The sequence below is a fragment of the Pseudomonas sp. MIL19 genome (genome assembly GCF_028680365.1).
In the GTDB taxonomy this organism is placed as follows: domain Bacteria; phylum Pseudomonadota; class Gammaproteobacteria; order Pseudomonadales; family Pseudomonadaceae; genus Aquipseudomonas; species Aquipseudomonas spirodelae.
The window spans coordinates 220,158-242,609 of sequence record NZ_JAPPVG010000010.1 but is presented as its reverse complement, the minus strand read 5'-3'; the positions used below and the strand labels follow the sequence as shown (position 1 = coordinate 242,609).

At 59.0% G+C, this 22,452-nt stretch carries 22 protein-coding genes and 1 pseudogene; 11 read left to right on the top strand and 12 right to left on the bottom strand.

What is annotated here, in order from left to right:
* The first annotated feature begins 32 nt into the window (after positions 1–32).
* Positions 33–269: a hypothetical protein gene (locus N1078_RS09830; protein WP_274087983.1), complete on the top strand. Its 237-nt coding sequence runs from the start codon at positions 33–35 to the stop codon at positions 267–269.
* Between the two features lie 8 nt (positions 270–277).
* On the opposite strand, the gene pdxH is transcribed toward N1078_RS09830, so the two are convergent.
* The 5 genes from pdxH to dinG all read right to left on the bottom strand — a co-directional run bounded on the left by pdxH (position 278) and on the right by dinG (position 7,541).
* On the bottom strand, positions 278–925 hold the full coding sequence (pdxH, locus tag N1078_RS09825) for a pyridoxamine 5'-phosphate oxidase (protein WP_274087982.1): 648 nt from the start codon (positions 923–925) through the stop codon (positions 278–280).
* 89 nt (positions 926–1,014) lie between these two features.
* Complete coding sequence (locus tag N1078_RS09820) at positions 1,015–1,695, bottom strand: OmpA family protein (protein ID WP_274087981.1); 681 nt, start codon at positions 1,693–1,695, stop codon at positions 1,015–1,017.
* A gap of 92 nt (positions 1,696–1,787) precedes the next feature.
* Positions 1,788–2,933, bottom strand: coding sequence for a serine hydrolase domain-containing protein (locus tag N1078_RS09815; RefSeq protein ID WP_274087980.1), 1,146 nt, complete (start codon positions 2,931–2,933; stop codon positions 1,788–1,790).
* 116 nt (positions 2,934–3,049) lie between these two features.
* Complete coding sequence (locus tag N1078_RS09810) at positions 3,050–5,185, bottom strand: beta-agarase (RefSeq protein WP_274087979.1); 2,136 nt, start codon at positions 5,183–5,185, stop codon at positions 3,050–3,052.
* Between the two features lie 211 nt (positions 5,186–5,396).
* Positions 5,397–7,541, bottom strand: a complete 2,145-nt coding sequence (dinG, locus tag N1078_RS09805; RefSeq protein WP_274087978.1) for an ATP-dependent DNA helicase DinG — start codon at positions 7,539–7,541, stop codon at positions 5,397–5,399.
* A gap of 178 nt (positions 7,542–7,719) precedes the next feature.
* Between dinG and N1078_RS09800 the strand changes: the two genes are divergently transcribed.
* Entirely contained in the window at positions 7,720–8,184 is a 465-nt protein-coding gene (locus tag N1078_RS09800) for a CopD family protein (protein ID WP_274087977.1), read from the top strand.
* Positions 8,185–8,226: 42 nt separating this feature from the next.
* On the opposite strand, the gene N1078_RS09795 is transcribed toward N1078_RS09800, so the two are convergent.
* From N1078_RS09795 to N1078_RS09780, 4 genes and pseudogenes are all read right to left on the bottom strand, one after another.
* A complete protein-coding gene (locus tag N1078_RS09795) occupies positions 8,227–8,988 on the bottom strand; it encodes a collagen-like protein (protein WP_274087976.1) in 762 nt (253 codons plus the stop codon).
* Positions 8,981–9,397: a DUF1145 domain-containing protein gene (locus tag N1078_RS09790; RefSeq protein ID WP_443218102.1), complete on the bottom strand. Its 417-nt coding sequence runs from the start codon at positions 9,395–9,397 to the stop codon at positions 8,981–8,983. The genes N1078_RS09795 and N1078_RS09790 overlap by 8 nt, the downstream gene beginning before the upstream one ends.
* A 91-nt stretch (positions 9,398–9,488) precedes the next feature.
* Positions 9,489–10,202, bottom strand: a complete 714-nt coding sequence (locus tag N1078_RS09785; RefSeq protein ID WP_274087975.1) for an OmpA family protein — start codon at positions 10,200–10,202, stop codon at positions 9,489–9,491.
* A 143-nt stretch (positions 10,203–10,345) separates the two neighbouring features.
* Positions 10,346–10,702: pseudogene (locus N1078_RS09780) on the bottom strand (OmpA family protein); the annotation flags it as partial.
* Positions 10,703–11,129: 427 nt separating this feature from the next.
* Between N1078_RS09780 and N1078_RS09775 the strand changes: the two are divergent.
* Positions 11,130–11,627, top strand: a complete 498-nt coding sequence (locus N1078_RS09775; protein WP_274087974.1) for a DUF6231 family protein — start codon at positions 11,130–11,132, stop codon at positions 11,625–11,627.
* Positions 11,628–11,631: 4 nt separating this feature from the next.
* Positions 11,632–12,102, top strand: a complete 471-nt coding sequence (locus N1078_RS09770) for a YchJ family protein (protein ID WP_274087973.1) — start codon at positions 11,632–11,634, stop codon at positions 12,100–12,102.
* A 46-nt stretch (positions 12,103–12,148) separates the two neighbouring features.
* Here N1078_RS09770 and N1078_RS09765 read toward each other — a convergent pair whose 3' ends face one another.
* Positions 12,149–12,724 (bottom strand): hypothetical protein, encoded by a 576-nt coding sequence (locus tag N1078_RS09765; protein WP_274087972.1) that lies wholly within the window; start codon positions 12,722–12,724, stop codon positions 12,149–12,151.
* Between the two features lie 112 nt (positions 12,725–12,836).
* On the opposite strand from N1078_RS09765, the gene N1078_RS09760 reads away from it, so the two are divergent.
* From N1078_RS09760 to nadE, 5 genes are all read left to right on the top strand, one after another.
* On the top strand, positions 12,837–13,334 hold the full coding sequence (locus N1078_RS09760) for an LEA type 2 family protein (protein WP_274088012.1): 498 nt from the start codon (positions 12,837–12,839) through the stop codon (positions 13,332–13,334).
* Positions 13,335–13,339: 5 nt separating this feature from the next.
* Positions 13,340–13,543 (top strand): SEC-C metal-binding domain-containing protein, encoded by a 204-nt coding sequence (locus tag N1078_RS09755; protein ID WP_274087971.1) that lies wholly within the window; start codon positions 13,340–13,342, stop codon positions 13,541–13,543.
* Between the two features lie 7 nt (positions 13,544–13,550).
* The gene (locus N1078_RS09750) at positions 13,551–14,015 is read left to right on the top strand and encodes a DUF2489 domain-containing protein (protein ID WP_274087970.1); all 465 of its coding nucleotides are present in this window, start codon (positions 13,551–13,553) and stop codon (positions 14,013–14,015) included.
* A gap of 155 nt (positions 14,016–14,170) precedes the next feature.
* The gene (locus N1078_RS09745; protein ID WP_443218105.1) at positions 14,171–16,684 is read left to right on the top strand and encodes a penicillin acylase family protein; all 2,514 of its coding nucleotides are present in this window, start codon (positions 14,171–14,173) and stop codon (positions 16,682–16,684) included.
* A gap of 284 nt (positions 16,685–16,968) precedes the next feature.
* Positions 16,969–17,796 (top strand): ammonia-dependent NAD(+) synthetase, encoded by an 828-nt coding sequence (gene nadE, locus N1078_RS09740; protein WP_274087968.1) that lies wholly within the window; start codon positions 16,969–16,971, stop codon positions 17,794–17,796.
* Between the two features lie 90 nt (positions 17,797–17,886).
* On the opposite strand, the gene dcd is transcribed toward nadE, so the two are convergent.
* A complete protein-coding gene (gene dcd / locus N1078_RS09735) occupies positions 17,887–18,453 on the bottom strand; it encodes a dCTP deaminase (RefSeq protein ID WP_274087967.1) in 567 nt (188 codons plus the stop codon).
* Positions 18,454–18,774: 321 nt separating this feature from the next.
* Between dcd and N1078_RS09730 the strand changes: the two genes are divergently transcribed.
* On the top strand, positions 18,775–18,984 hold the full coding sequence (locus N1078_RS09730) for a cold-shock protein (protein WP_090242762.1): 210 nt from the start codon (positions 18,775–18,777) through the stop codon (positions 18,982–18,984).
* 108 nt (positions 18,985–19,092) lie between these two features.
* Here the strand turns inward: N1078_RS09730 and apbC are convergent, their stop codons facing one another.
* Positions 19,093–20,184, bottom strand: coding sequence for an iron-sulfur cluster carrier protein ApbC (apbC, locus tag N1078_RS09725; protein WP_274087966.1), 1,092 nt, complete (start codon positions 20,182–20,184; stop codon positions 19,093–19,095).
* A gap of 157 nt (positions 20,185–20,341) precedes the next feature.
* Between apbC and metG the strand changes: the two genes are divergently transcribed.
* The gene (metG, locus tag N1078_RS09720; RefSeq protein WP_274087965.1) at positions 20,342–22,384 is read left to right on the top strand and encodes a methionine--tRNA ligase; all 2,043 of its coding nucleotides are present in this window, start codon (positions 20,342–20,344) and stop codon (positions 22,382–22,384) included.
* Positions 22,385–22,452 lie beyond the last annotated feature (68 nt).

Genomic DNA, 22,452 nt, shown 5'->3' with positions numbered 1-22,452 from the left:
TAGCCTAAGCTAAGACCTTGTTTGGGGGATTTATGGATTATTTTATCGTCGCCATTACCACCGTGGCAGGCCTGTACTTTCACTGGTGGCTGTATGTGCGGATCAAACGCTGGATCGATCGCGACCTGGCGCTGTCATTGGCCGGTGACTCAACAGCCAAACGCGACTATATGCTCTCGCGCCTGGCTGAAGCTCAAGCGAGTGGGATCAAACGCCGCGACCTACCCGCCTGGCTGGAGCAAGCGGCCGCGCACTACCAAGCGGATTGACGCCACTATCAGGGGGCTAGACGCTCACGCAACCAGGCGCCGTCTTGCTGGCGGAAGTTGAGCCGATCATGCAGACGGCTGGAGCGGCCCTGCCAGAACTCGACGCGCTCCGGCAGCAGGCGGTAGCCGCCCCAATGCGGCGGACAATGCGGCGCCCGGTCGAGAAAGCGCTGTTCCGTTTGCGCCAGCAAGCTTTCCAGTTCGGCGCGGTCGGCAATTACCTGGCTCTGTGGTGAGGCCCAGGCGCCCAGACGGCTGCCCAATGGACGCACCTGAAAATAGGCATCGCACTCCTCAGGCGTAACCCGCTCGACACGCCCCTCGATACGCACCTGCCGCTCCAGGCTGGGCCAGAAGAAGGTCATGGCGGCAAATGGATTGGCCTGCAGGTGTTGGCCTTTGGCGCTGTCGTAGTTGCTGAAGAAGGTGAAACCGCGCGCATCCAACCCCTTAAGCAGCAGCACACGGCAGTGCGGCCGGCCTTGCGCGTCAACAGTCGCCAGGGTCATCGCATTGGGTTCAACCGGCAGCTGTTCGGTCTTTACCGCGTCGGCAAACCATTGCTCGAACAGCGCAAACGGCTCAAGCGGTGCTTGCGCTTCACTTAAACCGTCGCGGGTGTAATCACGGCGCATGTCAGCCAGCGTTTGAGTCATCGGCAAATCCCCTTGGGCAAATAGGCTTAGCTTACCCGCGAGCGCTCAATCTGGCTTGATCTGCAGCAACGAGCCGCTGCAGCAGAGTTTTATTGGCTGCGCGCGGGTTTATCGGCCTTGGCAACCACTTTGGCGTTCTTGTCTTTAATGGATTTGGTTGCCACTACTGCCGTGGCGGGCAAAGGCTGGCTATATTTGGCAATCAGCGCATTGAGGGTGGCTTTCGAGGTCAGCATAATTTCCACGCGACGGTTCAGTGCACGGCCTTGTTGGCTATCGTTGGCCGCACGCGGCATATCCGAGCCCAGGCCTTTGACCATCAAGCGGCTTTGCTTAAGGCCACTGAGGCGGAAAATCGAGGTAAATGCGCGGGCGCGTTGCTGGCTCAAGTCACGGTTGGCATTCGCTTCACCGCTGCTGTCGGCGTGGCCAAGAATCAACACGCCGATGGTTTCATCACGCTCAAGCAATTTGGCCATGCGGCTCAGCGGCCCCAGGGTGCTCGGTAGCATCATGTGCGGACGGTCCGGGTTGAATGAGCCCTGCACCGGAGCGGTGACCACCAGCAGATTTTCACGGCGCTCAAACTCAAAGTGAGTGCCTTTGATCGCTTCACGCACCTTCGGCTCATACACATCCAACCACGCCTGAGTCACTGCCGGTGGCGGCATGGCAACCACTTTCGGCGCGGACGTTGCAGATTTATCAAACATACTGCAACCGCTGATCAGCACACAAAGGGCGACGGCGAGAGTTTTATTGGTGAGCATCGGGCATCCACACGTAATAAACAAAAGAAGCGCGCCGGGACCTGCTCAAGGAGCTGACCCCAGGTGATTGCGCAGCAGTTTAGCTGAGCTGGCTACAAACAATCAGCCAACAAACGCGCAAGTTTCTGCGCACGGGGGTCCATCAAGACGAACGGTCCTAGATTGTTGGTAACAAAGCCGAACGCCACATCCCGTTCCGGGTCAGCAAAGCCAATCGAACCGCCGGCTCCTGGGTGACCAAAGGCGCGCGGCCCCATACCATAGGTGGCGTTGGCAACTTCCGGCTGGTCGAGCATGCAGCCCAGTCCAAAGCGGGTCCGTGTCAGCAGGGTCTTGTCCTCGCCCACCGCGTGCTCGCGGGTCAACTCATCCAGCAGCTCGCTTTCGAGTAAGCGTCCATCCAGCAGGCCGCTGTAAAAACCAGCCAGGCTGCGGGCATTACCATGGCCATTCGCTGCGGGCTGCTGCATGCGCCGCCATTCGGGCTTGTTGGTGCTGGTCATGATCGATGGTGGATTGGTGAAGGCCCGCGTGCTCATGGCCGCCGGCTCACTCATCATGGTTTTGAGCAGACGCTGCGCGGCTGCATCACCGACGTTCCCCTTGCCACGGGAGATAGTCGCCACGCGGTCGAACTCCTCGTCCGCCAGGCCGACGTGGAAGTCCAGCCCCAAAGGCGTGGCCGTGCGTGCGACGATGGATTCGCCCGGCCCGCGCCCCTCGACCCGGCGCAACACCTCACCGACCAACCAGCCATAGGTGATCGGCGCATAACCATGGCCCTCACCCAATGCCCACCAGGGCTGTTCGGCGGCCAGCGCCGTGGTCATCGCCTGCCAGTCATACAGCGCCTCGGCGGGCAGCATCTGGCGCAAGGCCGGCAGCCCAGCCTGATGGCTGAGCAAATGGCGCAGGGTGATTTTATCTTTGCCGGCTGCCGCAAACTCGGGCCAATAGCGCGCGACTGGCGCATCCAGCTCAAGCTTGCCCTCAGCGACCAACTGCAAGGCCGTCACGGCAGTAAAGGTCTTGGTACAGGAGAACAGGTTAAGAATGGTGTCGCTGTGCCAGGCCTGCTGGCCATCTTTGTCAGCAACGCCAGCCCACAGGTCCACCACGGTTTCACCGCCGACCTGCACACAGAGCGCCATGCCACGCTCCTGCGGGTCATCGAATAACGCCGCGAAAGCGTCTCTCAATGCCTCGAACTTGAGGTCGAAATAGCCCTGTATCTGCACCACCCTACTCCTCTATCACTGCGCGCCAAATGATCGGCGGATTGTTTAAGCTCTGCCGCTTGCGGTGAGCCCTGCTCAAGCCTGGCATCGGCACTATCCGTTTTGCGAATAGCCCTTCAAGGGGTTTTCGTCACAGGCTCAGGCGCTGGCTGGAGTACACTTTTTGCGACAGCCAAATTGGCCTTGCGTACGGCTTTGACGAAACCAGCCCAAGGCCGATCAGTGATCGCCACCAACCCCAGATGGCCGTTCTCGCCATCTAACAGGCGACCGGTAACCGGCTGATCGAGGTACTGGAACCAATGCACGCCGACAACCTGTGGCTCCTCCAGGGCTTTGCTCAGGAAGTGCGCATAAGCCGGGCCGCGCTCCGCTTCGTTGTACACCTCGGCAACGCCGCCCCAGAACGGCCCACGATCACGCGAGCCGAAGTGGAACTCGGTGATCATCAGTGGTTTGTCCAACTGACGCAGCGCGGCGAAGTCATAGCCCTGCTGCGGCTCACGGGTATAGAAGTTGAAGCTCAGCACATCACAGAAACGCGCACAGGCGCCTACCGCTTCGGGGATGCTGCTGGCGAAACGCCCACCTAACAGCAGGTGATTTGGCGCATGCCAGTCGAGCGAGTCGGCAATGGTTTTAAAGTAGGTTTCGGCGAACAGGCGCAAGAATGCCTGCATGTCCTTTTCGATGGCGGGGAATTCTGCACTTGGCAGCGGCGCCTGAAATCCTGGGTCTTCCATTAGCTCCCAAGCCTGCAGCTCAATCCCCCAGGCGCGAGACAGGCCATTCTGGTTGCGGTATTTATCGCGCAGCTGTTTAAGGAAGGCACGCTTGGCCGGCACATCAGTGGTCAACCGCAGCGTGGCGTACGCCAGAGCATAACGACCATTGGGGTCACTCGCAGGGCCAGCCCAAGCCAGCTCGTTATCGGCGAAATAGCCGAGCAGCCAGGGATTGTCGCGGTGATCACGCGAGGCAATCGCCACAGCGCGCTCGGTGGCCATGGCAAAGCGCGGATCGAAGGGATCCGGCATTGCGCCCCACCAATCAACACCCGTGCTGATGGTGGCGTAGTCGCCACGAATCGACAGCGGAATGCTGAACGGCATACGTGAGTCGCCGCCGAACGCCGGCTCACTCCAGTTACCCAGGGTGTTGAAGCCCCAGGCCTGCAGGCGGTCCTGGCTCAGCGCGCGCCAGGCAGCAGGGTCAACCTGGCCATAACTGCGCTGCAGGTTAGCTTTGTAGAAATCGAACCAACGCCCGCTGGCAAATGCTCGACCCTGGTTGGCGCCGGTATCACTGCGGCTATCCGACGTGCCGAAATAAGCCGTCAGAGCATTACCCTCTTGCGGCAGACCGGCAAACATCGCCTCACGCCCCTCGACATAGGTCGCGCTCTGCTCGGCCGTCACGGCGTTGACGCCCAGTGAGTAGAACGGATGCCCCTCAGGCGAAACGAGCAACCAGCGCCCGTCGCGCTTCTCGGTACGGAAGAAACCACTGGCCTCAAACGGTTGTGCGCCCGTCCAGCCACCGAATTTATCCTGCGCCGGGCGCTCAGCCAGCCAGCCCTTTAACTGCGCTTGTTCCTCGGCAACCGCTTGCTGTAACTGCGCATCGCGCTGGATCTTGCCCGGCCAGTTGGCCCGGGTGAACTGCCCATAGCTGTCGACAATCTCGGCATAAGCGGCGCGCGTGAGCTGTTCGCTACTGACACCGAACTGGCTGATCAAAATATCTTGCGCCGCCTTAGGTTGCGGCACGGAGAGTGTGAGTACGCTGACCTTGCTCAGATCGAGTGCGCCACTGACCGTGTCCGCCAGCAGCAGTCGCTGGCCTTTGTGCATCCAGGGCATCGGCACACCGGCACGCATGCCTTGATCACGGGGAGAAACCGCGTGCAGAGGAATCAACAGGGTTTGCGCGGGACCGGCGGGCAAGGCGATACGGGTGCTCAAGCGCTGGCCATCCGCACTTTCGATCAACACATCGAGGGTCAGCGCCCAATCCATGGCGTTTTGCACACGCAGGCTGACCAATGCTTGCTGCGACCAATCCCAGCTACCGTTCTGCGGGGTAAGCCTTACGCTCGGCTGCTCGGCGGGCTGGAAGGTTATCCGGCGCAGCACCTCACCCTGCGGGGTTGGCTCGCCAATACGGTTGGGTAGATCGGCATCCTGCGTCGCGACCTGCACAGCATCCAGCGGCCGGACAAAGTTGAACAATTCCTGCGGCTCGATCGCCATGGCGGCGCCGCAATAAGCCAACAGCGCGGATAGCCAAACTCCTGTCTGCAGCCTGCGTTTACCCTTCACCCACCACACTCCCCATTGTTTGGCCGCCACAGGCAACACTGCCTGGGACAAAATCCAGGCCTCGGTGACGACCAAGGCCTTGTTCACGCGTGACTTGGAACCTATTTGGCGCAGCGAGTTGCCTGGCACCGACCGAAGGGCGCTAACTAATTTCCCGACGAAACGGCGGCAAGGCATTGAGAATCGACTTGCCGTAACGCTGAGTGACCACGCGCCGATCCAGCAGGGTAATAGTGCCGCGGTCCGCTTCGGTGCGCAGCAGGCGGCCACAGGCCTGCACCAGGCGCAGCGAGGCATCCGGCACGGCGATTTCCATAAAGGGGTTGCCACCGCGCGCCTCGATCCACTCGGCCAGGGCCGCTTCTACTGGGTCGTCCGGTACGGCAAAGGGGATCTTGGCAATCACCACATGCTCGCAATAGGCGCCCGGCAAATCGACACCCTCGGCGAAGCTCGCCAGGCCAAACAATACGCTTTCCTCACCGCTATCGACCCGCGCCTTGTGCTTGTTCAGGGTTTCCTGTTTGGACAAATTGCCCTGAATAAAGACCCGCTTGCGCCAGTCGCGCTCCAGCCCTTCGAAAACGTCCTGCATTTGCTTGCGCGAGGAAAACAGCACCAGCGTGCCGCGTGAGCCTTCAACCAAGCCAGGCAAGTCACGAATAATCGCGGCCGTATGCGCCACCGCATCACGCGGATCGGCATTCAGGTTGGGCACCCGCAACACACCGGCATCAGCATGATGGAAAGGGCTGGGCACCACAGCGGTCACCGCCCCTTTCGGCAAGCCGGCCCGCATGCGGTAGCGATCAAAGGTGCCCAGCGCCGTCAGCGTCGCCGAGGTTACCAACGCGCCATAGGCGACATTCCACAGGTTACGCCGCAGGGTTTCGGCGGCCAGGATCGGGCTGGCGTTGACTTCAATATCGAACAGCGCGCCGCTGTCAGCCAACGTTAACCACCGCGCCATTGGCGGGCTGGCCTCCGGGTCTTCAGCGGTAAAGGCCAGCCACAGCTCCCAACTGCCCTGAGCGCGCGCCAGCAGGCTGCCGAACAGCGGGTACCACTCTTCGGCCTGATGGCTGGCAATGCCGACAGTAGACTCGCCGTCCATAGCCTCCTTAAGTTTCTCGGCCACCCCGGTGAACAGTTCGGTCAGCTTGGAAAAACCCTTTTTCAGCTCTACGCCCAACTCAATCAAATGCGGCGGCACCAGGCCACCCACAAAGCGATGGCGCGGCCGCTCGCGGCCTTGCATGTCTTCGCCTGGCTTGAAGTCAGCCACTTGCTCGCAGGCGGCGAACATAAACTGCTGGTGGGTTTTGATTTCTCGCGCCAGCTCCGGCACCTGCTCAATCAAACGGCCCAAATCACCCGGCAGCGGATGCTGAGCGAGCAACTTGGTGAGGTTCTTGGCGGTCTGCTCCAGCCAATCTGCAGTCGAACGCAGGCGGGTGAAATGGGCGAAATGACCAATCGCCTTGTCTGGCAGATGATGCCCTTCGTCAAACACATAGAGGGTGTCACGCGGGTCCGGCAATACCGCACCGCCGCCCAGGGCCAGGTCAGCTAAAACCATGTCATGGTTGGTGACGATGACATCGACCTTGCCCATGCCCTCGCGCGCTTTGTAAAAAGCACACTGTTGAAAGTTAGGGCAATGGCGGCTGGTGCACTGGCTGTGATCGGTGGTCAGTTGCGACCAGCGCGTGTCTTCCAACTCTTCCGGCCAGCTGTCGCGGTCGCCGTCCCACTTATTACCAGCCAGTTTTTCAATCATCGCGGTAAACAGCTTTTGGCTCTGTTCATCCACGTCGATTTTGAAGCCTTCTTCCTCGAACAGCTGCGCGGTGGCGCTTTGCGCCTGGCCTTCCTGCAGCAGCATATCCAGCTTGGATAGACACAGATAACGGCCGCGCCCCTTGGCTAGGGCGAAGCTGAAATTCAGGCCACTGTTGCGCATCAGGTCCGGCAGGTCCTTGTGCACGATCTGCTCTTGCAGCGCCACGGTGGCGGTGGCGATCACCAGGCGTTTACCCGCAGCCTTGGCAGTGGGGATCGCGGCCATGCTGTAGGCCACGGTTTTACCCGTACCGGTACCAGCCTCAACCGCTACAACAGCGGGCTCACCGACACGCCGGCCCTCGTCATCCACTTCAATGGCCCCCAGCACCTTGGCGATTTCGGCAATCATCAGGCGCTGGCCATAGCGCGGCTTGAGCGACTTGGCTTCGAGAAAACGGGTATAGGCGCCCTGGATCTGGGACTTGAGTTCGGTACTGAGCATGAGGTCTTGGTGCAAAAAGGCTGGATAAATTTTCAGTGCTTGAAATCGGCGGCTATCATAGCGCGCTAATTGATCCCGCGCTGAACCGCTTAGAACCTGTTTACGTGCTCCACCGCAGACGCGGCCGGTACGACACGCCACAGCGCGTAAATAAGCGTTTAATCAACAGGAGTACCCCATGACCCCATACGCCTTCGTCTACAGCCTGCACCTGCTCGCCGCTCTTATCTGGGTGGGCGGCATGTTCTTCGCGTGGATGATCTTGCGCCCGGCAGCTGTCGCCGCGCTGGAAGCCCCATCGCGCCTTAAACTCTGGCTAGAAGTCTTCCCACGATTTTTCTACTGGGTCTGGGCTGCGGTAATTGTTTTGCCGATTACTGGCGTCGGCATGCTGCACCTGCGCTTTAGCGGCTTCGATAGCGCGCCACGCTATGTGCACGTGATGATGGGGCTGTATATCGCCATGCTGGCACTGTTTCTGCGCATTCAGGCGCTGCAACTGCCCGAGTTGCGCCGCGCCGTAACAGCAGAAGACTGGCCGACAGGCGGTGCGGTGCTGGGGCGTATTCGACGCCTGGTCGGCATCAATCTGCTACTGGGACTGCTGGTCATCGCAATCGCCGGCGCGCGCCCCTCGTTCTAACGCGGCACAACCAACCGCTGCCGTTAAGCAGCGGTTGGACGACTAGAACTGCACGACATTCACTGCACCAGCGGGGCCTGACTGACCTGCACGCCCCGCCTGCCCCGGCTTACCATCGCGAGCGCCCTCGGTACTGTATAGCCAGCAGCCCTTACTCATGCCGCCTTGACCGCCTGCACCTGGCACACCCGGCTGGCCACCACTGCCGCCATCCACCCGGACCTGTAACTGTTCAACCGGGAAACCCTGCGGCACTTCCAAACGTACTTGCGCACCGGCAGCACCCGGCTGGCCATCGCCGCCATCCAAACCATCATGGCCGCGACTGGCCTCACCCCACGTACAGCCGCCCTGCTCGCCGTCCGCACCGGAAAGACCGGCATAACCAGGCGCACCTGCACCGCCACGGGCATCCAAGATCAAACTTTCTAGAGTCACGGCCTGTAACCGCACACTCAGGTCGCGCCCCGGCAATGCGGGTTTTTCGGCGCTGCCCTGGGCGCCACGCGCACTGATTTGCGCACCACTGGCAATCTCGGCAGCCGCCACCTCAAGACGTAACGCGTGCTCACTCGGGGCAATCGCCAGGCGCGCTTCACGCCCCAAGCGCAGCTGCGCCACGCGGATTTCGGTCAAACCTGCAGGGATCAACAACGTGCCATGGTCGGCAATGTCCAAACGGTCCAAGAGCAGCACGTTGGTATTGCTTGGCAGACGCATAAACGTGTGGGAGTCGACTTCAATCACAGCCTGCGCAAGGGCAAGGGGACTAAAAAATACGGCGAGAGCGAGCAAGCTACGCATGTTCGACCTCCAACTGCAGGGTTTCCTGGGACTCTGCGTCAGCGGCAACAGCGGCTTGTTCAGCGGGCAGCCCGAGCAGCTGAAAAACCCCGAACAGCATCACTTGCACACGCTGCAGGGCCGGCTTAGGGCAGGCACTAAGGCGCGCGTTAAAAAACCACAGCTCAAGTGCATGAATCAGCAGAATAAAAGCGCCTGTGCCATTTAACAGCAGCGCAAAAGGCTGTGCGAAAGGTTGCAACAGACTTGCCAGTACTACACCCCAAAACAGTGCCGTCAGGCACTTACCCAAAACCAGAAATATTTTCACACCCGCCCCCAACACTTTGTTATTTCGCTGCACCTTATCTGCTTTAGGGGGTGTGCGGCCAGAAGACCAGTAAAAACTGCAAAGCAGGGACAGCTTCACAGCTTTTACTGGGTTTAAACCTGTCACTTCCTAACAGGCCGTTGCGAACTAACACCAAGGTTCGCAACGGCCTGTCAGCACATGACATCCGTTACGGTTGCGCTTCAACCTCTGCTTCAACGCGCCGATTGATTGCCCGCCCGGATTCGCTGTCATTGTCAGCAACCGGTCGCGACTCGCCATAGCCAACTGATGAAACCCGGCTACTGGAGATGCCGTGCTGATTGACCAGCACATCGCGCACCGCATTGGCACGGCGCTCGGACAAGCCTTGGTTATATGCCTCGCTGCCTATCGCGTCGGTATGCCCTTCAACGGTTGTGGTGGTTTGCGGGTACTGCTTCATAAAGTCAGCAAGGCTCTTGATATCCGCCTGACTGTTTTCTTTAACGTCTGATTTGTTGAAATCGAACTTCACATCCAGCTCTACCCGAACCGCTTCCATAACCTCAATGGGCTCTGGCTCGACCGGCGTACTGGCGTATTCCTTGATGGGGCAGCCGTTTGGATGCACGGACGTATTGGGCGGGGTTCCTGGGCAACGATCGCGACGATCAAACACACCGTCTTCATCTTCATCACCATCTTGGGCGTAGCAAATCAGCGTGCCAATGACCGCACCGGCCACGGCGCCACCTGCTGCCCATGTAGAACTTTCAATTGCGCCCAAACCAGCACCGGCAAGGCCGCCAATTGCACTGCACAGGGGCCAGTTCCCTTGGTTGAGCGGCGCATCTCCCGTACTGGAAGTTGTGACACAACCTGAAAGAACACTGCTGACCAAGAGAACGGGGGCGAACCCCATTATGGATCTAACTCTCATGGTACGAATCTCCTGTATTGCCGGCTATTGCCGGTAACTTAGGAGTAAAGACCTACCCTGGGAGCTGTACAAGCCAGCCCCGAGGGGGCTGGCTTGTTTTCTTCAGAAAGCCTGGAGTCAGGCGATCAAGGACGTGCTTCCACTTCAGCTTCTACGCGGCGATTGACGGCGCGACCTTCAGCACTGGCGTTGTCGGCAACCGGACGAGTTTCGCCATAGCCGACCGCATTAACGCGCTCACCGCCTACACCGTACTGGTTAACCAATACATCACGCACTGCATTGGCGCGGCGCTCGGACAGGGTCTGGTTGTAAGCATCACTGCCTACGGAGTCGGTATGGCCTTCAACCACAGTGGTGGTTTGCGGGTACTGAGTCAGGAAGTCAGCCAGATTTTTGATATCGCCATAACTTTCTGGTTTGACCTGAGCCTTATCGAAGTCGAACTTAACATCCAACTCAACACGCACAGGCTCAGCCATAACCTCCTCAACGACTACAACCTCTTCAACCATTACAACCTGCTCTTCGCTGGCGCCATGCACCCAGCAATAAGCCGCCGCCATACCAGCACCCAATACAGCACCGCCACCGGCCCATGTCGAGCTTTCAATAGCGCCCAGAGCAGCACCGCCCACACCGCCGACCGCGGCACAGGTTGGCCAATCCGTTTTCTGCAGGCCGGCGCAACCGGTTAATAAGGTACTCGCGACAATTAGGGGTAATGCTTTTCTGGTGATGCTCATATTTAAGACTCCTATTGGTAAATCGGTAAAAACCGATACTGACAAAGTAAAGACGCCAGTCAGAAAATACGCCAGAGAATACATAAACACATTAGTAGCACTATCCCCACTAGGCCGCCCTGCAGCTGCACGTTAGTCTTTGTGCACTGAGTGAGGAATTATCATGCCTGCCACACTATCGACCCGCACACCACAACACGCCCTTGCTGCCTTACTGGCGCGCTACACGCCAGCTCGCCTGCTTGTGGTCGGAAGCCACGAATTACCCGCGATTGATGCATTTATTCAAGCCCGCCCGGACTGCCACATTGTCCACGCAGAGCCAGGCGAACTGCCTGCTGAAGTCGCCGCGCAACGCTTCGATCTCGCCCTAGTCGTCGATTGCCTTGAGCACTTGCCCAAGCGCGCAGGCCTGGAATTACTGGGAGGTATTCGCAACCTGAATGCTAGCCGAATGGCCGTGCTAGTCGACCTCAACGCCTGTGACTGGCACGAGACCGACTTTTTTGCCTTGGCTCTGCAGGCCAGTGAGTGCTTCCAACGCGATGAGCAAATACTCAACCTGTTCACATACGACCTGCTCGACTACAAACAGGTGCCTGACTGGCTGAATGCCAAGTTTTGGGCCAACCCGGAAAATTTTGGCAAGCACTGGTGGTAAATCCGTGAACAGCACAATCTGCCCATGCTGCAGCGGTCAATTACTGATGCTTTGCTGCGGCCGCTATCACGCAGGCTCTCCGGCACCCAGTGCCGAAGCTTTGATGCGCTCACGCTATAGCGCCTACGCTCTGGGGCTGATCGATTATCTGGTGCGCAGCACGCTGCCGGCCCAACAAGCCAAGCTCGACCAACACGCCATACAAGCCTGGAGCCAAGGCAGCGCCTGGCTTGGGCTTGAGGTGGAGCAGACCGAGCTGATCGAGAGTGAGCCTCAGCACGCCTATGTGACCTTTACCGCCCACTGGCGTGACGAAGGTGGCGAGCACAGCCACCGCGAACGTTCAGCGTTCGTGCGTAATCACGACAACTGGTATTTCATTGATCCCACGGTCGAAACCAAGCTCGGGCGAAATGACCCGTGCCCATGTGCGAGCGGGCTGAAGTTCAAGAAATGCTGTGCAAGCTATTTTTGATACTGCTCAGCCGATCACTCGCACAAGGTGCATCGAACGCCGCAGGCTAGTCCTGTAATTTCAGATGAGAAATATCAGGGGCGGGGCCGGGCGGGGCTTTTTTCGCTTCGCCCATATCACTGCCAGGTGGCGCTAGGCTGAACTGCGACAAATCCAGTACGGGAGCCGCTGCCTGCGGCTTTTCATCCTGCACATCGTCGCCAAGCGGGGCGATGCCAAAATCGGGGGCATCCACCTCGGCAAATGCGGCCATGTATTCGTCACGCGGCGCCACCTGCAAACGCCCGGCAGGTGAGCTGGTAACGCTAGGGGCTGGCGTAGCTACCGGGTTAGCTAGCGCTGGATCTGAGGCCTCAGCTGGCGGCGCGGTGAGCACAATTTCTTCGATCTCATCGTCGATACAAACGACGTCGACCACTGCCCCTGCGCGTTCCAGAGTCGAGCGATATTTTTCAGCGCCGGCCGCATCCAAGTTGCTTTTAATCACGATACGCCGCCCGGAAAACAGCAACGCCAGACGCTGCTCATCGGCCTGAAACAGCTTGGCCACGTTGGCTTTCACCAGCGCGAGCTGAGCCCCCGGAACCAATTGCGCACTGAAGGCAATTTCGTAGCGAGCCATGGTCATACTCCTGTCCTATTCGTTGCTCAGTATGGCGCAGGTTTTTTTACCGTCACAACAGGTGGCAGCCAAGCACTTGCTTGTTACACTGATGCGTCATTCGGAGTATGCAATGTTTTCTCAGGCGCAAACGATAAGAATTCTCAGCCTATTGCTTTTTTTTGGCCTCCTTTCCGGCCTAGGCGGTTGTTCCTCTTGGTCATCAGGGGACTTTAAAGACCCCGCGGTCAGCTTGGTCAAAGTCGATGTGGTCAAAGCCAAACTGCTGGAGCAGCACTTCACGCTGCGCTTTCGCATCGACAACCCCAACAGCTTCAGCCTGCCGGTGCGCGGGCTGGACTACGTGGTGCACCTGAATCAGGTGAAACTTGCTGAGGGCGAGTCGAATGCGTCCTTCACCGTACCCGCTCATGGCCACTACATCTTCGACGTGCCGGTGCGCACCAACCTCTGGCGACACCTACGGCAAATCGTCAAGGCACTGGAAAAACCCGATAGACCCATACCCTATCGATTACAGGGTGCGGTCAAAACTGGCTGGTTATTCGGACGGAGCGTGCACATGTCGCGCAATGGCGAGATAATTCCCGGCAATTACATCCAGGAGTAACTCGCATGACCCAGCAAGAACACGTTCACGGCCCTGACTGCAATCATGACCACGATCACGCCCACAGCCATGATCACGGCCACGTACATGGTCCAGACTGCAATCATGGCCATCAGGAACCTGTGCGCAACGCGCTGAAAGACGTTGGCCGCAACGACCCTTGCCCATGCGGCAGCCAGAAAAAATTCAAGAAATGCCACGGCGCATAACCCTGCGATGAACAACCTCACTCTGCTCGCATTGATCACCAGCGCAGCGCTGATTACGGCGCTGGCACTCTACGCCCTGTATCTGTGGCGTCGCGTTTGGGCCAAGGAAAAAACGCAAACCGAGGCGCTCAATGCGCAGCGTGAGCGCATTGGTGGTGATCTACAGATTCTTGCCAGCAGTTTGCTCGACGGTCAGCTCCCGCTTATCGAGGGTGCGATTCGAATCAAGGTGCTGCTGGATAACTACGACAGCACCCTTAGTCAGAATCCGCGCTGTGAGGTTTTTCACCAGCTGTTCGTGGCAACCGCCCAAGTGCCGACCCACGCCGAGTGGAAAGCCTTGGAGAAAAGCGTGCGGCGCCAGCACGAGCAGCACTTCAGTGAATTGGAGCTGCAGCACAAAGCAGCTGCGCGCGCGGCCGCGCGCTGGCTGCTCGATGAAGCCTTGCCGGCAGGCCGCAAACACGCCTGATTTCACCCGCCACGCGCCTTGTCAGGCGCGTGGCCCCTGGCTAACGTAGTACGTCCGCACCTGCGCGCCCACGCACTTGCCGGAAGGCGCACACTCACCCGATCGTTTTCCATCCGCAAGGAGCCAGCTGCATGCTAGCGCGCGCGTTACGCCCCATGGCCCACCTCAGCCTCGCCGCCGTACTCACGGCAGTGGTCGCGCTGACTGGCTGCCAGTCACTCCTGAACAGCCGCTACAGCGACAGCGTGCCCGCGGATCAGGGAATTGTCAGGGTAAAAGGCCTGGCGCAAAGCGTGGTGATTCGTCGCAACCCTCTGGGCATGCCACTCATCGAAACCACCACCTTCCATGACGCGCTGTTCGCCCTCGGCTATGTACATGCCAGCGACCGCCTCAGCCAAATGGTCGGCCTGCGCTTGATGGCCGAAGGTCGCCTGGCTGAAATGGCCGGCCCCGGCGTGTTGGAAATGGACCGTTTCATGCGCGCGGTCAATTTGAAAAAGAGCGCTGAGGTGCTCTACAGCAGTGCATCGCCGCGGATCAAACGCTTCTTCGAGGTCTATGCTCGTGGGGTCAACGCCTACCTGTTCCGTTACCGTGACAAGCTGCCGATGGATCTGGCCGAATCCGGTTATCGCCCGGCGTACTGGAAGGCCGAAGACTCTGTATTGGTGTTCTGCCTGCTGAATTTTGGCTTGTCGGTCAACCTGCAGGAAGAAATCGCCGCCCTGGTACTCGCGCAAAAGGTCGGCAGCGAGCAGCTCGCCTGGTTGCTGCCGACCTACCCCGATGAGCCCTTACCAATTGAAGAAGCCAGCAAACTCCGCGGGCTTGACCTCAATGGACAGCTGGCCGGGCTAAGCGACGTTAGCGCGGCCGTCAGCCAATTTGCGGATACGCACATGCTCGGTGTGGCGGCATCCAACAACTGGGCGTTTACCCCTCAGCGCACGCGCAGCGGCAAAAGCTTGTTGGCCAACGACACCCACTTGCCATTGTCGATGCCATCCGTGTGGAATTTCGTGCAAATTCGCTCGCCCAAATACCAGGCCGCCGGCGTCTCGATTGCCGGCGTGCCCGCTGTGGTGGCGGGTTTTAACGGTAAGCTGGGCTGGGGCATGACCATGGTCATGGGCGACAACCAAGATTTATTCCTTGAGCAAGTCAAACGTCAGAACGGCCGCCTGCATTACCTGGCAGACGGTAAATGGTTACCCGCCCAAGAACGCCAAGAGACATTCTTCATCAAAGGGCAACGCCCCATCCGCGAAACCATTTTTGAAACCCGCCACGGCCCACTGCTGAATTCGGTGCTCAACGAGCGTAAGCACGCACTACAACCCATGCAGCTGAGCAGCGGCTATGGCCTGGCGCTGAAAACCACCCAATTCGAAGCGGATCAGACGCTCGATGCGTTTTTCGATCTGTCGCGCGCCCAGTCGGTCGAGCAGGCCTTTGAGGTCACCCGTGAAGTGCGTGCCATGCCGCTGAATATCGTCTTCGCCGATGCGCAGCATATTGGCTGGCAGGTCACCGGGCGCTTCCCCAATCGCCGCGCAGGTCTGGGTCTGATGCCCTCCCCCGGCTGGGACAGCCAGTACGACTGGGATGGGTTTGCCGACCCCATGCTGCACCCCTACGATCAAGACCCACCAAGCGGCTGGCTGGGCACCGCCAACCAGCGCACGGTACCGCGTGGCTATGGCATGCAACTGTCCAACTCCTGGTTTTACCCCGAGCGCGCCGAGCGTATCGCCGCACTGGCAGCAACGGGCAAGCATGACACCCAGAGCATGATCGCCATGCAGTACGACCAGACCTCGCCCTTCGTTGCCAAACTGCAGAATATGTTCAGCGCGCCCGGCATGGCGGAAGGCCTGAAGGCGGCTATCGACGCCCTGCCTGCAGCAGAACGCAGCAAAGCCCGTGAAGCGCACGGCCGGCTGATGAAGTTTGACGGCAAAATGGCCGCCACCTCGGCAGACGCCGCGCTGTATAGCGCCTTTCTCCACCAAAGCGCCAGGGAGACCTTCCTCGACGAGTTGGGCCCCGAAAGCAATCCAGCGTGGAAGGCTCTGGTCGAAACTGCCAACAGCTCCTACTCCGCCCAGGCCGACCACTTGCTGGGCCGGGAAGACAGCCCCTTCTGGAATGATCGCCGCACCGCACAGCAAGAAGACAAACCAACCATCCTCGCGCGCAGCCTCGCCGGCGCAGTGACGCTACTGGAAAACAAACTAGGCCGTGACCGTAGCGCCTGGCAGTGGGGCAAGTTGCACACCTACAACTGGACCACCGAGACCAGCCAACTGGCGCCCTACATGAGTGCCAGCCAGCGCAGCAGCATCAACGCCATCAAGGGCTACCTGGACCGCGGCCCCTACCCGGCCGGTGGTGATCACAGCACGCTGAATGTGGCGGCCTACAACTGGGGCGAGAACTTTGACACCTGGTTGATCCCAGCCATGCGCATCGTCGTCGACTTCGGCCGCGAAGAGCCGCTAATAGGCCTCAACAGTTCCGGCCAATCAGGCAACCCCGCCAGCAAACACTACGCCGACGGCATCGACGCCTGGCTCAAGGGCGGCTATATGAGCTTCCCGTTCCAGTCGCAAAACCTCGACAAGGTGTATGGCAGCAAGCGCCTGCTACTGATGCCGACAAACTGAAGCGCAGCAGCGACTGACCGTTCGTCGGCAACCACTGAACCAATTCAGCGGTCACCGTTCAGACAAGGCGGACTTACTCCACAGATCATCGTTTTAGGGCGCTTTTTAGCGCCCTTTCTTTTGCCTGCGATTCAGTCACCCTCCGGCATGCAGCTCTAGCGTGCACTTTGCCGCTGGTTCAACGTAAGCTTTGCACTTTGTCTTAACGCTTGATGCTGACAGCCGGGTAGTTGTGCCGCGCGACCGCATAAGCCATGTGTTCTGCTTCCCGTGAGGACTTTGAAATGAGCAACCGCCAAGCTGAAATTGCCGCTGCCCTGGATGTGATACCGCCTTTTTCTGACGAAGCCGCACTAGTCGCCGAAGTCGAACGACGCAAGACCTTTATCAAGCACTGCCTGCGCAATTCGGGCCTGAAGGTACTGGTGCTGGGCATCAGCGGCGGTGTCGACTCATTGACCGCCGGACGCCTGGCACAGCTATCAATTGAAGAGTTGCGTGAAGAAACCGGCGACTCGGCCTATCGCTTTATCGCCGTCCGCCTGCCCCATGGCACCCAGCACGACGAACATGACGCCCAAGCCTCGCTGCAATTTATCCGCGCGGATGAAGAAGACACGGTCAATATCGCAGGCAGCGTAACGGGTCTGGGCGAGCAGGTGACTCACCTGCAGAAGCTAAGCGACGCCCGCCGCGACTTTGTCATGGGTAACGTCAAGGCACGCATCCGCATGGTCGCCCAGTTCGCCATCGCTAACGCCAACAACGGCCTGGTCATCGGCACTGACCACGCCGCCGAAGCTGTGATGGGCTTCTTCACCAAATTTGGTGACGGTGCTTGCGACCTTGCCCCGCTCTCCGGCCTGGTCAAAGGCCAGGTACGTGCAATCGCCAAGCACTTGGGCGCGCCTGATAACTTAGCGTTCAAAGTGCCGACCGCCGACCTGGAAGAGCTGCGCCCCGGCAAACCGGATGAGGAAGCCCACGGCGTTAGCTATGCAGAAATAGACGCTTTCCTACACGGCCAACCGGTGCGCGAAGAAGCCTACGCCATTATCGTGCGCACCTTTGACGCCACCCGCCACAAGCGCGAACTGCCATTAGCACCATGAAAACCTAGGGGCTCACCAAGGATGGCGCCCCATAAAAATTACGGACAATAAAAAGCCGGGCATCGCCCGGCTTTTTATTGGATCAACCACTCAGGCCCTTGGCAGGGTCACGCCCAGCTGACCTTGGTACTTGCCACCCCGGTCCTTGTAGGACACTTCACAGGCCTCATCAGACTGCAGGAATAGCATTTGCGCGACGCCTTCGTTGGCGTAGATTTTCGCCGGCAAGGTGGTGGTGTTAGAGAATTCCAAGGTCACGTGGCCTTCCCATTCCGGCTCCAGCGGCGTGACGTTGACGATAATACCGCAGCGCGCATAGGTGCTTTTACCCAGGCAGATGGTCAACACATCACGAGGAATACGGAAGAATTCCACAGTGCGCGCCAGCGCAAAAGAGTTCGGTGGAATGATGCACACATCGCTTTTCACATCGACAAAGCTCTTCTCATCGAAGTTCTTAGGGTCGACAGTCGCCGAGTTGATGTTGGTGAACACCTTGAATTCATCAGCGCAACGTACGTCATAACCGTAGCTGGAAACGCCGTAAGAAATCAGTGGCTGCGCACCCTCAACACGTACCTGGCGCTCGACAAACGGCTCAATCATGCCGTGCTCTTGAGCCATGCGGCGAATCCACTTATCCGATTTGATGCTCATGGCGACTGTCCTGCTATAGCGAAGGGTGAAAAGTGCACGCATCTTACCGGGCCGCGCGACTGGGTTCAAAGGCTCTGAAAACAGCCGTAGGGCAAATCGCCAAGAGCAGCCCATCGCTAAATAACAGAAAGATGCACAGAGCATTCGCGCTTAGCGCTAAAAGCGGGTATCGTGTTCCCCACTGTGCTGCATGTGTCACCGCGAATCGCTTCATGATGCCTAGATTTCGATCCAAACATCGTCCGACTCCTAGTACTCGTTGCACTCAGTCCCGGCCTGGGCTTTTCCAGGGCTGTTAATAAAATCTTTAGGAGACATAACATGTCGAATCGTCAAAATGGCACCGTTAAGTGGTTCAACGATGAGAAAGGCTACGGCTTCATCACCCCACAGTCCGGTGACGACCTGTTCGTTCACTTCAAAGCGATCCAGAGCGATGGCTTCAAGAGCCTGAAAGAAGGCCAGGCAGTGACTTTCGTCGCTACCCGCGGCCAGAAAGGCATGCAGGCTGAGGAAGTTCAGGTTGTATAACCTGATCTAACTCGCTTGATAAAAAGCCCCGCCTAGTGCGGGGCTTTTTTATGGGCGCGCATTTATCTGCGAGCAAGATGTGGCGCACGTGCGTGCGCCACTGCCAAATCAATCTTCGCTGATCACAATGCTCGGCATCGCCTGCTGCGCGCCACCTTGAGCAATGCGTGCACCCACATTACGCGCAGTTTCCTGATAGATCATCGCGATCTGGCTTTCCGGATCAGCGATAGTGGTTGGCTTACCGCCATCAGACTGCATGCGAATGGCCATCGACAGCGGCAAGGATGCCAACAGATCGACGCCAAACTGCGCCGCCAGCTTCTCACCACCGCCTTCACCGAATAGATGCTCGGCATGACCGCAGTTCGAGCAGATATGTACGGCCATGTTTTCTACAACGCCAAGCACCGGAATGTTCACTTTACGGAACATCTCCACGCCCTTCTTAGCATCCAACAGGGCCAGATCCTGCGGCGTGGTGACGATTACCGCACCGGCCACTGGGACCTTTTGCGCCAGGGTCAGCTGGATATCACCGGTGCCCGGCGGCATGTCCACCACCAGGTAATCCAGGTCATTCCAGGCGGTCTGGGTGATCAATTGCAGCAGCGCACCGGAGACCATCGGCCCGCGCCAGACCACCGGGGTGTTTTCATCGGTGAGAAAGGCCATGGACATCACTTCCACACCATGGGCCTTGAGCGGCACAAACCACTTCTGGTCTTTCACCTCTGGCCGCGTGCCTTCGGGGATACCAAACATGATGCCCTGGCTCGGCCCATAGATATCGGCATCCAGAATGCCAACCTTGGCACCCTCACGAGCCAGCGCCAACGCCAGATTGGCGGCAGTGGTGGATTTACCCACCCCGCCTTTGCCGGATGCCACGGCAATCACGTTTTTCACATTCGCCAGCGCCGGCACCTGATCCTGCGCCTTGTGCGCCTCAATCACGCAATCGACCTGCACCAGCACACGCTCGACGCCATCGAGCGCCTCCAGTGCCATCTGCAGCATCTGCGCCCAGCCAGCCTTGAATAACCCGGCGGCATAGCCCAACTGCAGGCGCACCTTGACTTGACCACCCTGAATATCCACCTCACGCACGCAGCCGGCGCTGACCGGGTCCTGATTTAGGTGGGGGTCGGCGTATTGGGACAGCGCGGCTTCAACCGCTGCACGGGTAACGACACTCATGGAAGACTCCGAAAGACTGAGTAAAGCAGGCGGACATCCTACCCGAGCGCGCTTGCTGGCGCATGCCCATAGCCTGGCGCAGCGCTCATGGATGAAAAATATCCGCTGCACCTATATAGTTACCGGCTTCTCTGAGTTACCAGTGCAGCCAATTCCCATGAGCCAAGCCCGCAAAATTCTCGTCACCAGCGCCCTGCCCTACGCCAACGGTTCGATCCACCTCGGCCATATGCTCGAGTACATCCAGACCGACATGTGGGTGCGTTTCCAGAAGCTGCGCGGCAACCAGGCTATTTATGTGTGCGCCGACGATGCGCATGGCTCGGCAATCATGTTGCGCGCCGAGAAAGAAGGCATCACCCCAGAGCAGTTGATCGCCAATGTGCAAGCCGAGCACACCGCCGACTTCGCGGGCTTCGGGGTGAACTTCGACAACTACCACTCGACCCACTCGGATGAAAACCGCGAGCTGTCGGAGGCAATCTACTTAAAGTTGCGCGACGCTGGGCATATCGCTACGCGCTCGGTCACGCAGTACTTCGACCCTGAAAAGGGTATGTTCCTCGCTGACCGTTTTATCAAAGGCACCTGCCCGAAATGCGCGACCGAAGATCAGTACGGCGATAACTGCGAAAAGTGCGGCGCCACCTACGAGCCAACCGAGCTGAAGAACCCGCGCTCGGCGATCTCCGGCGCGATACCGGTACTGCGCGATTCCAAGCACTTTTTCTTCAAACTGCCTGATTTTGAGGCCATGCTGAAAAGCTGGACCCGCAGCGGCGCACTGCAAGACCCCGTCGCCAACAAGATTGCCGAATGGCTGGACTCCGGCCTGCAGGAATGGGACATCAGCCGTGATGCGCCGTACTTCGGTTTCGAGATCCCCGACGAGCCAGGCAAATACTTCTACGTTTGGCTGGATGCGCCAATCGGCTACATGGCCAGCTTCAAGAACCTCTGCGCGCGCACACCTGAACTGGATTTCAACGAGTTCTGGGGCAGCGATTCGACCGCCGAGCTGTACCACTTTATCGGCAAGGACATCGTCAACTTCCACACCCTGTTCTGGCCGGCCATGCTCGAAGGCGCGGGCTACCGCAAGCCTACCGCAGTCGCTGTGCACGGCTACCTGACGGTCAACGGGCAAAAAATGTCCAAATCGCGCGGCACCTTTATTAAAGCGCGCACCTACCTCGACCACCTTAACCCCGAGTACCTGCGCTACTACTACGCAGCCAAACTGGGCCGTGGCGTGGATGACCTTGACCTCAACCTCGAAGACTTTGTGCAGAAGGTCAATTCCGACCTAGTCGGCAAAGTGGTGAATATCGCCAGCCGCTGCGCCGGTTTTATCCACAAAGGCAATAACGGCCTGCTCTTGGCCGGCAACATCGCCCCCGAGCTGACCGAGGCCTTTGCCGACGCTGCGCCGTCTATCGCCGAAGCCTATGAAGTCCGTGACTTCGCCCGTGCCATGCGCGAAATCATGGCCCTGGCCGACCGCGCCAACGCCTGGATCGCCGACAAAGCCCCGTGGGCGCTGAACAAACAAGAAGGCAAGGAGGCCGAAGTACAGGCCATCTGCGCCCTGGGCGTGAACCTGTTCCGGCAGTTGGTGATTTTCTTGAAGCCGGTGCTGCCGCAACTGGCTAAAGATGCCGAAGCCTTCCTCAATGTGGCGCCACTGACCTGGGACGACCATCAGTACTGGCTGGCGGACCACCAGCTCAACCCATTCAGCGCCCTGCTAACCCGTATCGAGCCTGCGAAAATCGACGCCATGATCGAAGCCTCAAAAGAAGACCTGGCCGCCAGCGAAGCCGCTCCGGCAGCCGCTGGCAATGGCGAGCTGAGCAAAGACCCGCTGGCTGCCGAGATCGCCTTTGATGCCTTTGCCGCCGTCGACCTGCGCATTGCCCTGATCGAGAAGTGCGAGTTCGTTGAAGGGGCCGACAAATTGCTGCGCCTGACCTTGGATATCGGCGATTCCAAGCGCAACGTGTTCAGCGGCATCAAGAGCGCCTACCCGGACCCAAGCAAGCTGGAAGGCCGCCTGACCCTGTACGTGGCCAACCTGGCCGCACGCAAGATGAAGTTCGGCGTCAGCGAAGGCATGGTCCTGGCTGCTGGCCCTGGCGGTGAAGAAATCTACCTGCTCAGCCCTGACAGCGGCGCTAAGCCGGGCCAGCGGGTTAAGTAAACTCTGCGACGGATCAGCGCAGTCAGGACTCTCTGCCTGCGCTAGCCTTATGCCCACACCTCAGGAAC